Genomic DNA, 18,924 nt, shown 5'->3' with positions numbered 1-18,924 from the left:
GGACAGCAGGAAAACTGGGGTTTTAATATGCTAGAAATAAAGGATTTGCGCGCTCGCATTACTGGGACTGATACCGAAATTATTCAGGGTTTAAATTTGACAGTTAGGGATGGTGAAGTTGCTGCTATTATGGGACAAAATGGAGCAGGGAAGTCTACTTTGTCTTATTTACTTGCCGGTCATGAAGATTACGAGGTAACAGAAGGTGATATTCTGTATAATGGGCAGTCCATTTTAGAAATGGATCCAGCAGAACGTGCGGTCTCTGGTATCTTTCTTGCATTTCAATATCCAATGGAGATACCGGGGGTTGCAACGATGGAATTTTTAAAAGTTGCGATAAATTCTCGGCGTAAAGCTAGTGGTGATGAAGAGCTTAAGATTCCTCAATTCATAAAACGTGTTAAGGAAATTTCTTCTAAGCTTGAAGTAGATATGGAGATGTTAAAACGTCCTTTAAATGTTGGGTTTTCAGGTGGAGAAAAAAACGAGCTGAAATCCTTCAAATGGCTTTATTTGAACCCAGTCTTTGTATTTTTAGATGAAACAGATTCTGGTTTAGATATTGACGCATTAAAAATTGTTGCAGATGGCGTTAACAGGCTTCGTTCTCCGGAACGTTCGTTTTTAATTATCACCCACTATCAACGGTTGCTTGATTATATCGTGCCAGATACGGTGCATGTACTCTGTAAGGGCCGTATCATTAAAAGTGGGGACAAATCATTAGCACTTTATTTAGAAAAAAATGGATATGCTGATATTATCAGTGAGTCAATTTGAGGCCACAAAATGAACATGAGCGTACAGCGAGAATTAACAGCCGTTGAAGCAGAGATTATAAATAATTTTAATCAGCGTATTGATAGCCTACCTGGCAATAAGGCTGTATTGGCTACACGTAAAAGGGCTGTAGAACTACTACGAAAAAAAAGGCTCCTTCGCGTAAAATTGAAAAATTGGCATTACACTGATTTGCGCACTTTGTTAAAGTCGGTTAGCGATTTTTCGGAGGTAAAGAACAGAAAATCTCTAGATCCTTTACTTCCAGAAAACGTCACTTTTTCTATTGAAAATGGTGAAATACTTCTACAATCAAAATTAAAGAACATTGCTTTTAAAAGCTTTGCAGATGCACTAAAAGAAGATGATGCAAAGATAAATCAGGTTCTTGTTGATGAAGATTTTATCGGGCAATTAAATACAGCTTTTGTTACAGATGGTTGGGTTTTTAAAATCCCCGAAAATACAAAATTGGATAATCCAATTGAGTTACAAAATATTCAAATGGGAGGACAATCACACATCTTTTCAGACATTGAAATTGGAAAAAACAGTCAAATTACGGTGATTGAACGTCAGATTGGTAATGATGAGAGTACTTTTGCCAGTTCTGTGTTTTCGCTGCGTATTGCAGAGTATAGCGATGTTACGTGGATCCTTATTCGGGATCGTGGGGTTAACTCTACGCAATTTGGCAAATTTCGTGCTGTTCTTGGTAATAATGCAAAATTGTCACTTTACGTACTTAACATAGGAAGCCAGTTAAATCGTCAAGAAGTTGATATTGAGCTGCAGGAAAGAGAATCTAATTTTCATTTGCGAGCGATTAACTTGTTATCTGGACAGACGCATAGCGATCTTACAATGACTGTTCGTCATATTGAAGAAAAATCGACTTCGACAGAGATTGTGCGTAATGTTGTTACAGGTAAAGCGCGGGGTGTTTTTCAAGGGATGATACGCGTTGCAAAGGAGGCTCAAAAAACAGATGCTCGTATGGCCTGTAATAGCTTAGTTCTTTCGGATAATTCTGAATTTGATGCAAAACCTGAGTTAGAAATTTTTGCTGATGATGTTGTTTGTGCTCATGGCGCAACAGTTTCTAAGGTCGATCGTGATCATATTTTTTATTTGATGGCACGTGGTATTCCTTTTAAAATTGCTCGTGAGCTTTTAATAAAAGGATTTGTTAGTGAATTAGTTGATAGTATTGAAAGGGATCACATAAAAGCTATTTTGAACAACTTCATTGCTCAATGGTTAGATAAGAATATTTAAGAGAGAAAATAGGGTATTATATGCAAATGTTAAATTATGATGTTGAAGAAATTCGGCGTGATTTCCCTATTTTACAACAGACTGTTCATGGTAAAAGACTGGCTTATCTTGATAATGCAGCCTCTTCTCAAAAACCACAATTGGTATTGGATACGATGAATAATCTTTACCAATCTGGTTATGCTAATGTGCATAGAGGGATGCATTTTTTATCAAATACTACCACGCAGTCTTATGAAAACTCTCGTGAAACAGTACGTTCTTTTTTAAATGCTCGGACAGTTGGAGAGATTGTATTTACAAAGAACACAACAGAAGCAATAAATACTGTAGCTTATGGTTGGGGAATGAATAAACTAAATGAAGGTGATGAAATTGTCCTTACTGTTATGGAACATCACTCAAATATCATTCCTTGGCATTTCATTCGTGAACGGAAGGGTGTTAAGCTTATATTCATGCCAGTTGATAAAAATGGTATTCTGCATGTTGAGGATTTTCAAAAAGTTTTAAGTAAAAAGACACGTCTTGTAACACTCACCCACATGTCTAATGTACTAGGAACTGTGCTTCCTGTTAAAGAGATAATTGAATTAGCTCATCAAAATTCAATTCCTGTCCTTATCGATGGTTCTCAAGGAGCTGTTCATTTAACAGTAGATGTACAAGATCTTGATTGTGATTGGTATGTTTTCACGGGTCATAAAGTTTATGGTCCAACAGGTGTAGGAGTCCTGTACGGAAAACAATCTCGATTGGAGGAAATGCATCCTTTTCAAGGAGGAGGAGAGATGATTGAGGAGGTAACTCTTGATAAAGTTTCTTATAATACTCCTCCATATCGTTTTGAAGCTGGTACTCCTCCTATAGCCGAGGCTATTGGATTAGCTGCTGCAATTAATTATATACAAGAAAAAGGTAAAGATTCTATTCATGCACATGAAAAGGCTCTCTTAGCTTATGCATGTGAGGGGTTAGAAACTATTAAATCATTACGTATTCATGGTCATGCCCCTGATAAAGGAGCCATTATATCTTTTGAAATTGAAGGAATCCATGCGCATGATGTTGCTACATTTATTGACAGGCAAGGGGTCGCTATACGAGCAGGAACTCATTGTGCACAACCTTTATTACAGCATTTAGGTTTAACATCTACTTGCCGCGCATCGTTAGCCATGTATAGTAGTAGTGAGGATATTAATCAACTTGTTGAATCGTTAGAAAAAGCAAGGATTTTTTTTAATGGTTAATTCAGTCAAAGAAGGTAATTCTTCTCAATTAATTTCTATGAAAGAAGAAGAGAAAAAGAATCCTATATTAGCACTTTCAGAGGATGAAATTAGCCGTATGACGGATGATATCATCGCTGCTCTGAAAACAGTTTACGATCCAGAAATTCCTGCTGATATTTATGAGCTTGGATTAATTTATCGCATTGATATAGAAGATAATCGTTTAGTAAAAATTGAGATGACACTTACAGCACCTGGCTGTCCTGTCGCTGCAGAGATGCCGGTTTGGGTAGAAAATGCTGTTGGTGCTGTCGCAGGTGTTTTAGACGTTGAAGTAACTATGACATTCGATCCACCCTGGACACCTGAATGTATGTCAGAGGAAGCTCAAGTCGCCACAGGATGGTATCAAAAATTCTAAAGTACGAGGTAAGATTATAAAAGGAAAATAGTATAATCTTCAAATTTTAGATAAAATTCCAAACATCACTCAATAATGCCACATGCTAAGCGTGCACCTCCGCCACCAAGTGGTAGTGGTTTATCAGAAGAATTGTCTCCTCCTGCATGAATCATCAGTGAGTGACCCTTAATATCATCGAGTTTTTTAATTCGCGGAGCAAGAACTCCCATTGTTGCTTGGTTATGTGAATCAAAATAGATTGCTGGCAGATCGCCGAGATGCCCATCAGTATTATAAGGTCCAAGATGTTTGTTAGTATTTTGTGGATCGTAATGCCCACCTGCAGCACCACCAAGCATGCCATCTTTTGTGTCACACGAAGGCATTTTATGCACATGAAAACCATGTAGACCCTCTGGTAAAGAAGACAATTTGGGAACAAAAATTAAACCGTGTGAAGTTTCCTGAATGAGAATGCTTCCTATATGATCTTTTCTGTTATCGTCTTTTAGTGCGTAAATCTCTACCTGAGCTTCTTCTGCCAATAATGTAGTAATATTAGAACTTAAGAACACAAGCGATGCTAATAATAAAAAATTTTTCTTATTCATGAAATTCTTTCTTTCATTGAGCTTAAATAAATAAAATAAGAATATTACTCTTTATTTGGATTTGGAAGTCTATAAACAACCCCAAGAAGATTTAGATATAACTTCGATGTTATAGATACAAAGGAGGGGATAGCCAGGTACAGAAAAACAAAAAGCACTCAGAACTTTGCTTTTCAAACACAAAACTAGAAATGTTTCAAGAAATATTTATTCCAATTATAGTGGCGGAGGGGGTGGGATTCGAACCCACGGTACAGTTCCCTGCACGCCGGTTTTCAAGACCGGTGCCTTAAACCACTCGACCACCCCTCCTGGATAGATGTAGCTCTTATTGCAGTCTCCTCTAAAAAGATCAATCACTAAAACAGGGCTCTAAACATTTTTAGTTCAGCTATTCCAATTTATTACTTATTAGAAAAATAATAATGAATTTAATAAGTTACATTGTTCGCTTAAATAACAGCGCATATAACAGATTGTAAAGTTTAAAACAATAAAAAAAACAGCTTATATTGAGAATTTGTATTTTCAGTTTTTAAACGATTTCTGAAACAAAATTTTCTAAGATCTTCAAGTAAAATAAGATTTCTTAACTTAGAAATTTCATAAGTGTTTTTAACCCAGAGCCAGGTTGCATCCCTTCTCGCATCAATAAGTTGCGGAGTGATGAAAAATTGCGTAATAACTCAAACCCGATGCTTCGCATAACATGAATAGGTAGTATGTTAGAAGATAGAGCATAATCAAGTGCGTGGACAGATCCTGTACGCATTAATATGTCTGGTTTACGATAGCGATTATAACGTGAAATAAGCGTATTAAAATTAAAATTAAAATTTTCTTTATTAGGCAAAATATCAATCAAAGTTCGAACATCTCTGAAGCCTAAATTTAGGCCTTGTGCTCCAATAGGAGGAAAAACATGAGCTGCTTCACCCACTAAAATTGTTCGGTTAGTAGCGAAACAATTGGAGACGAGGCCAAAAAGAGATAGGACTTGAATTTTTGTTTCTACTGTTATAGTACCGAGAATAGACTGCATCTTCTTTTCAATTATTTTATTAACGGTCTCTGATTTCATATTTAGAATTTCTTGGGCGCGTGTAGGATGGGAAATCCATACGAGGCTAGATTTTTTTCCAGGTAGGGGAACTTGTGTGAAAGGCCCGTCCTTTGTATGAAATTCTGTCGATGTGTTATGGTGGGGTAGATGATGTGAGAAGTTCAAAATGAGTGCTTTTTGTGGATAATTCCACTGTTTTACGCGAATTCCAGCTTCTTTTCGTGTTAAGGAGTTCCATCCGTCAGCTGCGATGATGATGGATGCGTATATCACTTCATCATCTGAGAGAGTTATGCGTGTACAATTTTGTTGGTCATGGAAAGATTTTGCTAAAGAAGGAAACCGTTTGATAACCGAAGTTTTTAAAATCTCATGCATTAAAGCAGTATTCAGTCTACAGTTGGGTATGTTGTATCCAAAAGCTTCCTCACCAATTTCACTAGAGCAAAAATTCACTGTTGAAGAGCGCACAAGTCTGAACGTTGAATCAATGATTCTAATTGATGATAGGGCTGCCGCGTAGCATTCTATGCTGTCCCAGATATTTAGTTTTTGGAGCATATGAATTGCAGGCATCATGAGGGCGGTTGTCCTTAATTCATTTATATACGGATTTAAACCAATTAAAGAGACAGTGTAACCTTTATGTGCAAGAGAAAGGGCTGTTAACAGGCCAACTGGACCGGTACCAACAACAGCTATATCAGTATGTTTGCTTTTTTCAAATTTCACAACAGTTTACTTTTCTAGTTGTTCAATGTTTTGATATATTAAAATAAAGCCATCTTCTTATTACATAATGTAATAAATATTGCGATATAAAAAACAAACAATATTGTAGTTTTTATGCAGATGAGCCATACATATAAGGCGAGAAAACAACCTAAAGTAAGGATAGAAGAACGTTGAAAGAAAAGTTAACAAAAAAAATCAAAACAAGTACTGATCGGTTGCTGCCTAAAACAGTAACAATGCCAAAAGTGAAGGCTTTTTCTGTCCATTTACTGACAGCATCTGGATCGTTTTTGGCATTTCTTTCTTTGGTGTCTGCATCTGAAAAAAAGTGGACTATTATGTTTTGTTGGCTTGGGCTTGCTCTTCTTGTTGATGGAATTGATGGTCCGATTGCAAGAAAGCTTGACGTTAAATATATACTTCCAACCTGGTCTGGTGAAGTGCTAGATAATATTATTGATTATGTAACATATGTTTTAATACCAGCTTTTGCGCTCTATCAAAGTGGCCTTATGGGGACGAAGCTTTCATTTATACTAAGTGCAGCTATCGTCATTGCATCAGCTATTTATTACGCAGATACTGGAATAAAAACACAAGAGAATTTTTTTAAAGGTTTTCCTGTTGTTTGGAACATGATAATCTTTACGTTGTTTGCAGTGAACCCAGAGAAATGGGTTTCTTTCAGCATAATATTATTATCAGTATTTCTTTCTTTTTTGCCTATTTATTTTATTCATCCGGTAAGAGTTGTGCGCCTACGTATGTTTAATCTTCCGATATTTATTATATGGTGTCTTTTCGGTGTTGTAGCACTTTATTATCAGCTTGATGCTCCACATTGGATTAAAATTGGCATATCCGTAACGGGTGTTTATATTTACTGTATTGGCTTCTTTATGCAAATGTTTCCTAAATTAGGAGCACAAAATGGCAGTTTAAAATAATAAAATTGCAATATAGTTGTATTTTTTTACAATCTTGAAAAAGAGTTGTCACAATTCTAGGAGGGGGAAGCTTGATCAAGAGATTTATTAGGAGTTATGGTTCGATTATTCGTTCTCAATTTGTTTGAGTTGGGAGCTTTTTTTGAAGGATATATCTCAACAAAGACGGATTTTTAAAACTATCACGTCAACATGTGTTTATAATTTTTATTTGCGGGTTTTAGCGCTTATTTGTTTGGCTTTAGGGATTTTTTACTGGTTGCGCTTGACAGGTGTTTTCGTGGGAGACTTATGGAGCCTTGATCTTACGCCATGGCAATGGAAATTATGTATCAGGAACGTTAGCTGTTATTTATCTTATCACACACTTATGGGGTTTTTGAGGCTTTTGTTTTTAGTTTTCATACTTTTATACGTAAAAAACTATAAAAACACATAAAAGTTCCATAATATATATTATGCGATTATTAAACAATAAAGCAAACAATGAAAATTCTCAGAAATTTCTACTAACTCTCAATCACATCTGTTTCAAAAGTAAGTCCTTGATATGCAGGTTCAACATTGGATGGGACGTATTTCATAACTTCGTCATAATCAAGAGAATTATCCATATGTGTTAGTATAGCTTTTTTGGGTTTGAGATAGTTTATCCAATGCAGTGCTTGGTCAACAGAGAAATGACTTACGTGCGGTTTAAACTGAAGAGCATCAATAATCAAAACATCTAAATTCATGAGGTTTAGCAATGCTTTTTCAGGAAAATGGTTGACATCTGTGCAATAAGCAACATTGCCAATACGAAATCCTAGAGAATGAATGGAACCGTGCAATTGCGGGTGTGCGCTAAAAATGATTGCTCCTCCCTTCCCTTGAATAATAAATTTGCTCTCTTCCTCTATAGGATGTGCTTTTAAAATGGGAGAATAGTTTGATCCCCTTGAGGTTTGAAAACAATACTCAAAAGATTTATTCAAATGCTTTAATGTAAAAGTATCTGCATAAATATTAATTAAGCATTTCTGTGCAAGTGCATAGCTACGTAAATCATCGATCCCGTGGGTATGATCTGCATGAAAATGTGTATAAATAGCAGCATTTAAGTTTTCAACATGCATATCTAACATCTGCGATCGAAAATCTGCTCCAGTGTCAATAATGACAGTTGTTTTTTGATCACACTGCTGAATTCGTTGAACTAATAAAGAAGTTCTATAACGTTTATTTTTAGGATTATTTGGATTACACGCTCCCCAAAAACCATTAGGGCGAGGAACTCCTGCTGATGAACCACAACCTAATATTGTAAATCGATAGAAATCAGACATTGTCTTTTATATTATTTCATTTTACTGAATAAACGAAAAGCATTTTGCGTTGTTATTTGAGCAGTTTTTTCAATATCTAAGCCAATAGTTTCTGCAAGAATATTTGACGTATAACGTACAAAAGATGGTTCATTTATCTTACCACGGTGAGGAATTGGTGCTAAAAATGGTGCGTCTGTTTCGACTAATAAACGCTCATGAGGGATATTTTTTGCGATTTCACGAATTTCAAATGAATTTTTAAATGTAAGAATACCTGAAAAAGATATATAGCCACCAAATTCAATGGCAGAACGGGCTAATTGTACTCCAGATGAGTAACAGTGAAGAACAAATGGAAACTCCCCCTCCTTCATTTGCTCATATAAGATCTTCTCCATATCTGGATCAGCATTGCGTGAGTGAATAACAAGAGGCAATTGTGTCTCTCGAGCAGCAATTATGTGCTCTAGAAAGCTCCTTTTTTGCTCTGATGGCGAGGCATAATCATAATAATAATCAAGACCACTTTCGCCAAATGCAACAATATTTGGATTTTTTGATAAACGAATAAGATCCATGGCTTTAATATTCTGTTCTTCATGTGTATGATTAGGATGAGTTCCAACAGAGCAGAATATTTGATCATATGTTTGTGCAATTTCTAAAAGCCTATCTAATTTATGAACAGATGTTGAAATTGTTATCATGCGTTCAACATTAGCAGCTGAAGCTCTCTGAACAACACTATCTAAATTTTGTTCAAAATCCTCAAAATCAAGATGACAGTGCGTATCAATTAACATCATTACTGTCACCTCCTTCAACATAGCGAGGAAAAATTGCTACGGGTGGTGGTAAAATGCTTTTTTCCCTTATCTTGGAAGTTTTTATATGGGATAATAATCGATCTTCTTCAACGATTGCAAGGCTATCAAGAAGCTTAGTAGCTGATTGAGGGATGAAAGGCAAAAGCATAATACCTATTCTTCGAAGACTTTCTGCGGTTACATAAATAACTGTAGAAAATCTTTTTATATCATTTTTACGTAAATCCCAAGGTTCTTCACTTGTAAAATAGCGATTTGCATCTGCTACAAGTGAAAAAATTGCTGAAAGTGCTAAATGAGGCGCTTGAGCCAACATAGCTTGACGTGTTGTATCTAGTACCTGATCTGCTTTTTCTAAAAGTTGCTGATCTTGAAACAAGAAGCTATATGGAACAGGGACTTTTGCATCACAATTTTTTTGAATCATTGATAAAGAACGTTGTGCTAAGTTTCCAAGATCATTAGCGAGGTCTGCATTAATACGATTAACTAAATTTTCATGGCTGTAAGTACCATCTTGCCCGAAAGGAACTTCACGTAAAAAAAAGTATCGCACCTGATCAACTCCATAATGATTAACCATATCAAAAGGATCAACAACATTTCCAATGGATTTAGACATTTTGGAACCGCGATTAAGTAAAAAACCGTGTGCAAAGATACGTTTAGGAAGCTCAATTCCTGCTGACATCAAAAAAGCTGGCCAATAAACAGCATGGAATCGGATAATGTCTTTCCCTACAATATGAGTATTTACAGGCCAAAAAATACGCTTTTTGGAAGTTTTGTTAAAAAAATCTATTGCCGTGAGATAATTTGTAAGGGCATCAACCCAAACATACATGATATGTTTTGGATCTTTTGGAACGGAAATTCCCCAACTAAAATTAGTACGTGAAATTGAAATGTCTTTTAAACCTGACTTAACAAAACTTATAATTTCATTGCGTCGTTCATTGGGAGCTATAAAATCAGGGTATTTTTCGTAATGTTTAAGAAGGGCTTCTTCATAGCGTGATAATTTAAAAAAATAGCTTTCTTCTTCATTCCATTGAACAGGAGATCCTAATTCTTTTTCACAGCGTATTCCTTTCTCATTCACCTCTGTATCTTTTTCTTCATAATAAGATTCTTGGCTGACAGAATACCAACCTGCATAACTATCGAGATAAATATCGCCATTATCTTGCATTTTTTGCCAAATTATCTGACAGGTTTCACGGTGTCTTTCTTCTGTTGTACGGATGAAATCATCATTGGAACAATTCAATGTTTTCAACATTTTTTGGAAAATAGCACTATTACGATCTGCAAGTTGTTGGGGGAGTATATTTAGCGAATCTGCTGTTTGCTGCATCTTAAGACCATGCTCATCTGTGCCAGAAAGAAAAAAAACATCTTTACCTTCTAATCTTTGAAAACGAGCCAATGCATCACTTGCAACTGCATTATAAGCATGCCCAATATGCGGAGAAGCATTAGGATAAAAAATTGGAGTTGTTATATAATATGTATCACCCATGTCGCACTCATTCTAAAATGAAGTAAAAGAATATAACGAATAGCTCTTGTCAAACACATTTTCATGAAAAAAGACGGTGTTTATGAATAATTTTATGTAAGTTGCAAAGAAGGTTTATAATAAATTGTTTTTTATCAAGATTAAATGTTTGCAGCGCTGTTATTTTTTGGTGAGTATCTTGCCATATTTGTGCATATTTTTTTGAAAGTATAAAATTTTTATTTTCTGCAGATGTAATTGTTTCTCTTTGAATTTTATGTAGAATCTCTTCACAAAATTGTTGAAATTGAATATCAGAATTAGATGGTAACAGTACCTGTGCAAAATCATGAGCACGAGCTAGGTTAAGAACAGGGTTTTCTAAAATACTGTGAATGGTTTCGCTTATTTCAAACCCGCCACAGACCAGCAGAGCTGCCTTTCTAGGACTTCCTTGAGATTTTTGGATAATCATTTCGATAAATTCTTTATCATTTCGCATTTTTTCAGGCAAAAATTGCAAAACAACTTCCTTCATTTCGTTATCATGTAATGGTTGTAGGAAAATTTGTTGACAGCGCGAACGAATTGTTGAGAGTAGTTTTCCTGAAGAATGTGCAATAATGATAAATACCGTTTTTGCAGGTGGTTCCTCAAGTATCTTAAGAATTGCGTTAGCAGCATTTTTGTTCATGTCGTCCGCAGGATCAACGATAATGATGCGCCATGCATTATTTGATACTTTTTGGTTTAAAAAATGGGCAATATTGCGTATATCGTCAATAGATATACCTACTTTGATTTTTTTTGCTTTTAAGTCAAATTGGCGTGAAATATGAAGAAGATTAGGATGACACCCTTGCCCAATTTGGCGCCATACTGTTGAGTCATAACTAGGTTGTAAGAATTCATTTTCTTTGGAGCTTAAAAGATTCCATGCAAAATGAAATGCTAGTGTTGCCTTTCCGATTCCTTGTCTACCTTCAAATAGTAATGCGTGATATAAACGCTTTTCTTGACGTATTTTAGTTAAAAAATGACGAGCATTTTTATGACCAATAAGAACATTATTTTTTGATGGTGACAAAATACCGTCAATGTCATCATGCTGATGCAGAAAGCTCATATCGCTCATACCGTACGATCCAACATCAGTTGATGGCAAATATTTTTTATCTGTAATGCAATCATTTCTACGGAGTTTGTTGCATCAATGACCTGAATCCTGTTAGATTCATTTTTTGCTAATTGGAGAAAAGCCTTTCGTCTTTGTTCCTGAATAGCCAATCCGTCTTTTTCAAAATAATCGATAAGGTTAGATTCTTTTTTTCTCAAATTAACACGCTTGATTCCCAAAGTTGCTGGTATATCTAGTAAAAACGTTAAATTAGGCACGATTCCATTCGTACCGATATATTCTAAAACAGAAAGAGTACAAGGATCTATTTGATCATTAATTCCTTGATAAACATGCGTTGAATCTATGAAGCGATCACATAAGACAACTTTACCTTCCTGTAAAGATGGTGCGATAACCTCAAAAACATGGTCAATACGTGCTGCCGTAAATAAAACTGCTTCAATTAATGATCCATACTGAGCTGCATCACCTGATAACAAGATAGAACGTAAAATTTCTGCACCTACTGTGCCCCCTGGTTCTCTTGTAATCAAAACTTCATATCCTTCACTGCGAAGATACTGCGATAGTAAAGAAATCTGGGTTGTTTTACCTGCCCCCTCCCCTCCTTCAAATGTGATGAAATAACCCGACACGTGCGAACCTTAATCTTTTTATTGATATGCATCATAAGCAGTGAAGCTCGTAACTAAAGCCATCTTTGCATGATAAGATAAATGCCTTTTTTTGCAAAATATTTTCTTTTTAGGGGACTCAAATCACAAAAATCTTAGAGTGTACGCTTCTACGCTGAAATCTGCATTCTGTGCTAAAAATTATAATGTTTGAAAAATAAAAAAAATGCAATTTCCTTGTGAGTTCTTATTTTGTAACTTATTGAAGATATTAAACAATATTGTTATTTAATGACATATTTTAATTTACTGATGCTCGACAAAAAACAACGCAATCTATTATATTATGAACATAAATAATATAATTTATAAGGATTAGTTATCATTGTAAGATATATGTCTGTCTTTTATAAAACAGATATATTTCTTAGTTACTGTCACTTAGATTTAGGATAAAGGATACGGGTTTTCTGGCTGAAACAGGGCCAATCTTAGGTAATTTTATTGAGGAATCTTTAATAAGATTTCCTTTAATTATCAGACTTTTTGTCGATTTTTGCAAGCTTTTCATACCAGATACAGAAAATATATTCTCGTCTTTTCTGTTTGATTTTTTCGGAGTATTTTTTGACGACAATATCAATTTTCCAGATGAATAAGAATTTAGCAGATAAGAGGAATCATATCTATCAAGGGGAGCTTCTCCGATGTATTCCACCCGAACGTCTGCCACCCCTTCATTTGCATAGCCCAGCATTTTAGCTGCTCGCCGTGATAAATCAATAATTCTTCCCTTTATATAAGGACCACGATCATTCACTCTAACAATGATTGAAGAGCCATTTTTTAAATTTGTAACACGAGCATAGCTAGGAAGAGGCATCGTAGGATGAGCAGCAGTTAAAGAATCCATATCATAAATTTCACCATTCGCAGTCAAACTTCCATGAAAATGCGATCCATACCACGATGCTTTTCCAGTACTTTTGTAAGTAGGATCAAATTTCGGATAGTACCACTCACCTTTAATTTTATAAGGTTTTCCAATAATCTTTTTTGCATTTAGCTTTTTATCCCCTTTTTTCGTAGAATGATTAGATGAAGAATCCGTTATGTGAATGCTATTTTTTTTCACCATATTGGATGTTTTCTTAGAGTTAGAATACTTTACTGTAGATTGCGTTTTCTGAGTTATACAAGCGGTTAATATTCCAAAAGAAAATATTATAAAAAAAAACCTTAACATTGTTCTGGTAGTTAAGCTTAATTTTTCCTGACCGTTAAGGAACATTTGCTATCCTGTCTAATTCTTGATTCTATCCTATTAATTAAATTATTGTATGGGATAAGAAAATCTATAATTACAAATTTGCTTTATAGAAAAAACAATGAAAATTAGAACATTTTCACTTTTATATCAAGATATTAACATAGTATATTAAACAGTAATATTAGAAAAAATTATTAAATTATGAAAAAAGTCTCTAATTTATATTATAAAAAATTCCTATAAGAAAAATCTTACTTTAAAATCAACCTGTTGAGAATAAATGTATAATTTGTTACGCTTTTTAGTGGAGAAAATTGCGCGAATTTGTTAGGCTGTTTTACAATTTTGCGGTCGTTTACAAAGCAATAATTAACCCTTTTATTGAACGTATGACGTGAGAGTGGTTTTAAAGGTTAAGATATGAAGAAGAAAATCTATTGATCAAATCTTCTAACATGCGTGACACAAAAAACCATTGGATTGAGTCTTTGTAGAGTACAAGAAGGAATTACAAAACCTCCTATTGTACAATGTGTGAAGAATATTGCAATAATCACAAAAGATCATAAGAATTGGTGAAAGCAATAAGAGACAATTTGATAAAACAAGAAAACTCAGGATCTTATAACTCAGACCCCTCCTAGCTCATTTGTATGGTGAGCGCGCAGGGATTCGAACCCTGGACCTACTGATTAAAAGTCAGTTGCTCTACCGGCTGAGCTACGCGCTCTCAAACAAGTCACTTCTACTTGCAGAAAGTGAACGGAACATACGATCGACTTTTCATTTGGTCAACACTTTTTAAAGAAATATTATTTTTATTTTCTTATTGTTAGTGTTTTTTTACATTTTGAGTACAAAGAGAATTAATTAAAAAGTGTTGAGTACAATAATTATTACTTCATATTACAATTATTTGTAACTAATAACCATGAGAGATAAAATATAAGTGATAGAATTTTGTTCTATAAAATATATGCGCTCTCTGTTTGTATTTTTATCATGTGATTATGGTTATGAAGTATTCTGATTTATTTATAATTATGTGAAAAATAGGTATTTCATCTATATTTTACTAAACAAAGAAAACGCAATATTTAAATAGCTTTTAAAAAGGCAGTAAAAGATATGAGCTGTTGCAAATAACTTTAGCTTAGAAGGAGCTTTTAGCGATATGAAAGAAAACTTCCAAAAATATTTTATGTAAAGTAAAAGAAAATTTCTTCCTATTAACAAAAGATTGGAAAAAGACTTTCCAATTTAAATAAATAACAAGATAAAATTGTTAAGAGGACTAGCGTGAATATGATGCCCCAAAAGTAGAAAGCCACGTGACATGTTATCGTGATGAGCATTATACAAATGAGTTTACTACTGTTAAGATAAAACATCTGATCTTTATGATCTTCATGTTATTGCAGTTTGAAATACTTAAATTAATCACTGATATTAGTAATATGGTCTTGGAAAGCAAAAGAGAAAAGCTGTTTATCAAGTAAATGGCTTGGACGTACGTTTGTTAAAGCACGGATCATAGTGTCTTTGCGTCCAGGCATTTTTTTCTCGATTTCAGCAAGCATTTTCTTCATCGCATTACGTTGCAAACCATCCTGACTGCCGCAAAGATTACATGGAATTATTGGGAATTGCATCGCCTGAGAAAATTTTTCTATATCTTCTTCAGCTGCATACACAAGAGGACGCAAAACAAAGAGATCTCCTTCATCATTTAAAAGCTTTCCAGGCATAGCTGCCAATCGGCCAGCATGAAATAAATTCATAAAAAACGTTTCTAAAACATCATCACGATGATGTCCGAGTACTAGTGCAGAACAGTGTTCTTCGCGCGCAATACGATACAAATGCCCCTGTCTCAACCGAGAGCAAAGAGAGCAATATGTTTGCGTGTGCTCAAGCTTATCTGTGACGATTGAGTAAGTATCTTGATACTCAATGCGATGTGAAATTTGATAAGAATTCAGGAAATCAGGTAAAATATGCTCAGGAAAACCTGGTTGGCCTTGATTAAGATTACAGACTAAGATCTCAATAGGCAAAAAACCACGCCACTTTAAATCAAGCAATAAAGCCAACATACTATAAGAATCTTTTCCTCCAGACAAAGCAACAAGCCATCTTTTTCCTGATGATAGCATAGAAAAATCATCTAATGCTTGCCGAACATTACGCAAAAGCCGTTTACGCAATTTATTAAATTCTATAGTTGAAGGAGAAATCCGAAATATTGGATGACAACCTTTGATTTCTTCGTCTACAAGATCCTTTACGGCCATGTTCTTTTTATTATCCAGCATTTTATTTGATTTTATAAAGAAATTACTACGCTACAGGGCAGTACAGGGAGTGGCCCATCAATTACGATTACAATACAAATGGAGATAAAAAATATCTCTCTAATCCATATTAAAAAAAAGGACAAAGCAAAAAAACGCACACAACAATATAGTCAAGCATACGCTATAAAAATCCTCCATCCCCAAACAATTTTTATAACAAGCTTAGGGACAAAGAGAACCACCTGTAGCAGAACAATAAGGTTCCCTACGCAAAAGCTTAACGAGAATAAAACTCAACAACCAAATTTGGTTCCATCTGAACAGCATAAGGAATATCCGAAAAAGAAGGAACGCGAACGAAAGTTGCTACCATCTTGCTATGATCTGCTTGAATATATTCGGGAACATCACGTTCAACAAGCTGTGTTGCCTCTAAAACCAAAACAAGCTGCTTTGACTTTTCACGAACCTCAATAACATCACCAGGTTTGCAACGGTATGACTGAATATTCGTACGCCGTCCATTCACATTGATGTGACCGTGATTAATAAACTGGCGAGAAGCAAAAATGGTAGGAACGAATTTTGCACGATAAACAATAGCATCTAAGCGTGATTCCAGAAGTCCTACAAGGTTCTCACCAGTATCACCCCGACGACGAACCGCTTCTTGATAAATTCTACGAAACTGCTTTTCTGAAATGTCACCGTAAAACCCCCTCAGTTTTTGCTTAGCACGCAACTGAACACCATAATCAGAGAGTTTCCCTTTACGACGCTGACCATGCTGTCCTGGGCCATATTCACGGCGGTTAACCGGAGATTTCGGACGACCCCAAATATTTTCTCCTATGCGTCGATCAATCTTATACTTCGTTGTTTCACGTTTACTCATCGCATTTCCTCTAAAATAAACAAAGAGATTAAATAGAACCTCTAGGAAACGCACCCTCCTCTGCTCCGTAAAAGAAACCGACAGAACAGCTTGACAATCCAAAAGCTATTCACGGGACACGTCAATAAATATCCTCTTCATAAAAGAACGAGGCTTATTGTAGGTATCTCATATCTTAAAGTCAACTCCCCTTATGATACTAAGATTAAATCTTTGTAATAAATGTTCAGTCAGTAAGTCTACATTTTTGGATGTAAATAAAGCATAATTTTTATGCTCTGTGTTTTTATGTTGCAATTTTTCTGGTAATAATGATCTTGTACGTCTGGCTATAGCTCTTGCGGGATCAATCCAATTGACAGGCCATAAGGCTTGTTCCCTAAATAAATTCATCAAAAAAGGATAATGTGTACAAGCTAAAACAATGACATCGGTATATTTGCCATTTTTTTCAACAAAGCACGGTAAAATCTCATTCCTAAATTCTTCAAGATCAATAGGATAACCACGTAAATAATTTTCAGAAAATATAGCAAGTTTTTCACTACCAACAAGTTGAACGCAACATTGATTAGCGAAAGCACAAATCAATTCATGTGTATATGCACGTTTGACTGTTCCTGGAGTTGCTAATACTGAAATTAAACCAGACTTTGTTAGTTCAGCTGCTAATTTAATGGCAGGAACAGTTCCCACGAAGGGAATATGAGGAAATTCATGTCGCAAGTCTGATATGACTAATGTAGAGGCTGTATTACAGGCAATAACACATAAAGCAGGATCATAACACTTCATGAGATATGTAAAAATTTTTAAAATACGGCTTCTTAATAACTTTTCTTCCCAAAGACCATAAGGAAACCCTGCGTCATCCGCAACATAAATAAACTGAAGTGTGGGAAGAAGAGCACGTACCTCTTTCAGTACCGTTAATCCACCAATGCCGCTATCAAAAAAAAGAAGTGGTTTTGCGCTCATCAATATTCACATTTTTTACGGTCACGTCCTATAGGTGCACCGCTACCTCGTGGAAATTTGGGAGAAAAGTGATCAAGTGACGATATAATTCCCCTTAACAAACGAACCTCAGATTCTCCAAAATGAGCCTGTGTGAAAACAGAACGTATGTTTGTAATCATAACTTCTTTACGTTCTTTCGGTCTAAAATAGCCGCGAATATCCAGAGCTTCTTCTAACTGCGATAAAAAACCATGAAGAGTTGCTTTATCAACAGGCTTTATTTCCTCTGCACGAAAAGCTGTATCATCTGTATTTTCTAGACCTGATTTCATCCATTCATAAGACATTATCAGGACAGCCTGTGCAATATTGAGTGATGCAAAAGCAGGATTAACAGGAAAAGTAACTATTTCATCGACAAGGCTTATTTCATCATTTTCTAATCCCCACCGCTCTCTTCCAAATAAAATACCAGTTTTATGCCCTATATTCTCGTGATGACGTAAAGTTCTCGTAGCCTCCACAGCACTTTTAACGGTTTTAAAACTATATCTTTTACGTGCCGTTGTACCAATAACATAATTTAAATCTGCAATTGCATCACACAGTTTACAAAAGACTTGAGTATTATTAATGACATGGTCTGCCTTACTCGCCGCAGCCCTCGCTTTTTCATTTGGAAATTTTTCTCTTGGATTAACTAGACGTAATTTAAATAATCCAAAATTTGCCATTGCTCTTGCTACCATACCAATATTTTCTGGTAATTGTGGTTCGACCAATATAATTGTTGGACCATCCATTACATTATTGCAATTCCTATTTGTTCCAGCCATTATCTACACCACTGTGCGTAAAGTAAGTTATCATTATATCTTTATTTGATTTAACTACCTGAAACTATTACTCTATAAAATAAATTTTTCAATATAACATTGCCGATTCTATTCTGGCGTTTAGAATACTACAAACAAAATTAATTACTTAAGAAGTAAGTATTTCTATTTATATTAGTACAATTCAATCTTAATTTTGAACGAATATACTTAACACA

The 18,924-nt window shown here is 35.0% G+C and carries 18 protein-coding genes and 2 tRNA genes; 6 read left to right on the top strand and 14 right to left on the bottom strand.

What is annotated here, in order from left to right; genetic code table 11:
* Positions 1–27: 27 nt before the first annotated feature.
* Genes sufC through PU02_RS04615 form a run of 4 tightly spaced genes read left to right on the top strand, consistent with a single transcriptional unit; the run spans position 28 to position 3,717 of the window.
* Positions 28–783 (top strand): Fe-S cluster assembly ATPase SufC, encoded by a 756-nt coding sequence (gene sufC / locus PU02_RS04630; protein WP_053944285.1) that lies wholly within the window; start codon positions 28–30, stop codon positions 781–783.
* A 9-nt stretch (positions 784–792) separates the two neighbouring features.
* The gene (sufD, locus tag PU02_RS04625) at positions 793–2,061 is read left to right on the top strand and encodes a Fe-S cluster assembly protein SufD (RefSeq protein WP_053944284.1); all 1,269 of its coding nucleotides are present in this window, start codon (positions 793–795) and stop codon (positions 2,059–2,061) included.
* Positions 2,062–2,081: 20 nt separating this feature from the next.
* Entirely contained in the window at positions 2,082–3,314 is a 1,233-nt protein-coding gene (locus PU02_RS04620; protein ID WP_053944283.1) for a cysteine desulfurase, read from the top strand.
* A 37-nt stretch (positions 3,315–3,351) separates the two neighbouring features.
* Positions 3,352–3,717 (top strand): SUF system Fe-S cluster assembly protein, encoded by a 366-nt coding sequence (locus PU02_RS04615; protein WP_414947389.1) that lies wholly within the window; start codon positions 3,352–3,354, stop codon positions 3,715–3,717.
* A 65-nt stretch (positions 3,718–3,782) separates the two neighbouring features.
* Here PU02_RS04615 and sodC read toward each other — a convergent pair whose 3' ends face one another.
* From sodC to PU02_RS04600, 3 genes are all read right to left on the bottom strand, one after another.
* Complete coding sequence (gene sodC, locus PU02_RS04610; RefSeq protein WP_053944281.1) at positions 3,783–4,310, bottom strand: superoxide dismutase family protein; 528 nt, start codon at positions 4,308–4,310, stop codon at positions 3,783–3,785.
* Between the two features lie 222 nt (positions 4,311–4,532).
* Positions 4,533–4,622, bottom strand: a tRNA-Ser gene (locus PU02_RS04605).
* Positions 4,623–4,899: 277 nt separating this feature from the next.
* Complete coding sequence (locus PU02_RS04600) at positions 4,900–6,105, bottom strand: UbiH/UbiF family hydroxylase (protein WP_053944280.1); 1,206 nt, start codon at positions 6,103–6,105, stop codon at positions 4,900–4,902.
* 173 nt (positions 6,106–6,278) lie between these two features.
* Here PU02_RS04600 and pcsA point away from each other — a divergent pair, with 173 nt between their 5' ends.
* Entirely contained in the window at positions 6,279–7,055 is a 777-nt protein-coding gene (pcsA, locus tag PU02_RS04595; protein WP_053944279.1) for a phosphatidylcholine synthase, read from the top strand.
* A gap of 124 nt (positions 7,056–7,179) precedes the next feature.
* Complete coding sequence (locus PU02_RS07045; protein ID WP_470210669.1) at positions 7,180–7,494, top strand: DUF6163 family protein; 315 nt, start codon at positions 7,180–7,182, stop codon at positions 7,492–7,494.
* A gap of 70 nt (positions 7,495–7,564) precedes the next feature.
* Here PU02_RS07045 and PU02_RS04590 read toward each other — a convergent pair whose 3' ends face one another.
* The 11 genes from PU02_RS04590 to PU02_RS04540 form a co-directional block, all read right to left on the bottom strand.
* On the bottom strand, positions 7,565–8,383 hold the full coding sequence (locus PU02_RS04590) for an MBL fold metallo-hydrolase (RefSeq protein WP_053944278.1): 819 nt from the start codon (positions 8,381–8,383) through the stop codon (positions 7,565–7,567).
* Positions 8,384–8,394: 11 nt separating this feature from the next.
* On the bottom strand, positions 8,395–9,168 hold the full coding sequence (locus PU02_RS04585; RefSeq protein ID WP_053944670.1) for a TatD family hydrolase: 774 nt from the start codon (positions 9,166–9,168) through the stop codon (positions 8,395–8,397).
* Positions 9,158–10,714: a methionine--tRNA ligase gene (gene metG / locus PU02_RS04580; RefSeq protein WP_053944277.1), complete on the bottom strand. Its 1,557-nt coding sequence runs from the start codon at positions 10,712–10,714 to the stop codon at positions 9,158–9,160. The genes PU02_RS04585 and metG overlap by 11 nt, the downstream gene beginning before the upstream one ends.
* Before the next feature lie 61 nt (positions 10,715–10,775).
* Entirely contained in the window at positions 10,776–11,828 is a 1,053-nt protein-coding gene (locus tag PU02_RS04575) for a DNA polymerase III subunit delta' (RefSeq protein ID WP_053944276.1), read from the bottom strand.
* On the bottom strand, positions 11,825–12,469 hold the full coding sequence (gene tmk / locus PU02_RS04570) for a dTMP kinase (protein ID WP_053944275.1): 645 nt from the start codon (positions 12,467–12,469) through the stop codon (positions 11,825–11,827). The genes PU02_RS04575 and tmk overlap by 4 nt, the downstream gene beginning before the upstream one ends.
* A 406-nt stretch (positions 12,470–12,875) precedes the next feature.
* Entirely contained in the window at positions 12,876–13,586 is a 711-nt protein-coding gene (locus PU02_RS06945) for a septal ring lytic transglycosylase RlpA family protein (protein ID WP_269464937.1), read from the bottom strand.
* 786 nt (positions 13,587–14,372) lie between these two features.
* A tRNA-Lys gene (locus PU02_RS04560) sits at positions 14,373–14,448 on the bottom strand.
* A gap of 706 nt (positions 14,449–15,154) precedes the next feature.
* On the bottom strand, positions 15,155–16,012 hold the full coding sequence (gene ttcA / locus PU02_RS04555; protein ID WP_144417874.1) for a tRNA 2-thiocytidine(32) synthetase TtcA: 858 nt from the start codon (positions 16,010–16,012) through the stop codon (positions 15,155–15,157).
* A gap of 280 nt (positions 16,013–16,292) precedes the next feature.
* The gene (gene rpsD / locus PU02_RS04550; RefSeq protein WP_053944669.1) at positions 16,293–16,910 is read right to left on the bottom strand and encodes a 30S ribosomal protein S4; all 618 of its coding nucleotides are present in this window, start codon (positions 16,908–16,910) and stop codon (positions 16,293–16,295) included.
* Positions 16,911–17,078: 168 nt separating this feature from the next.
* A complete protein-coding gene (murI, locus tag PU02_RS04545; RefSeq protein WP_053944272.1) occupies positions 17,079–17,888 on the bottom strand; it encodes a glutamate racemase in 810 nt (269 codons plus the stop codon).
* Entirely contained in the window at positions 17,888–18,706 is an 819-nt protein-coding gene (locus tag PU02_RS04540) for an RNA methyltransferase (RefSeq protein ID WP_053944271.1), read from the bottom strand. The genes murI and PU02_RS04540 overlap by 1 nt, the downstream gene beginning before the upstream one ends.
* Positions 18,707–18,924 lie beyond the last annotated feature (218 nt).

Origin of the sequence: Bartonella ancashensis (genome assembly GCF_001281405.1) — a bacterium.
Classification (GTDB): domain Bacteria; phylum Pseudomonadota; class Alphaproteobacteria; order Rhizobiales; family Rhizobiaceae; genus Bartonella; species Bartonella ancashensis.
The sequence above is the reverse complement of the archived record's forward strand: the minus strand, read 5'-3'. Positions and strand labels throughout refer to the sequence as shown.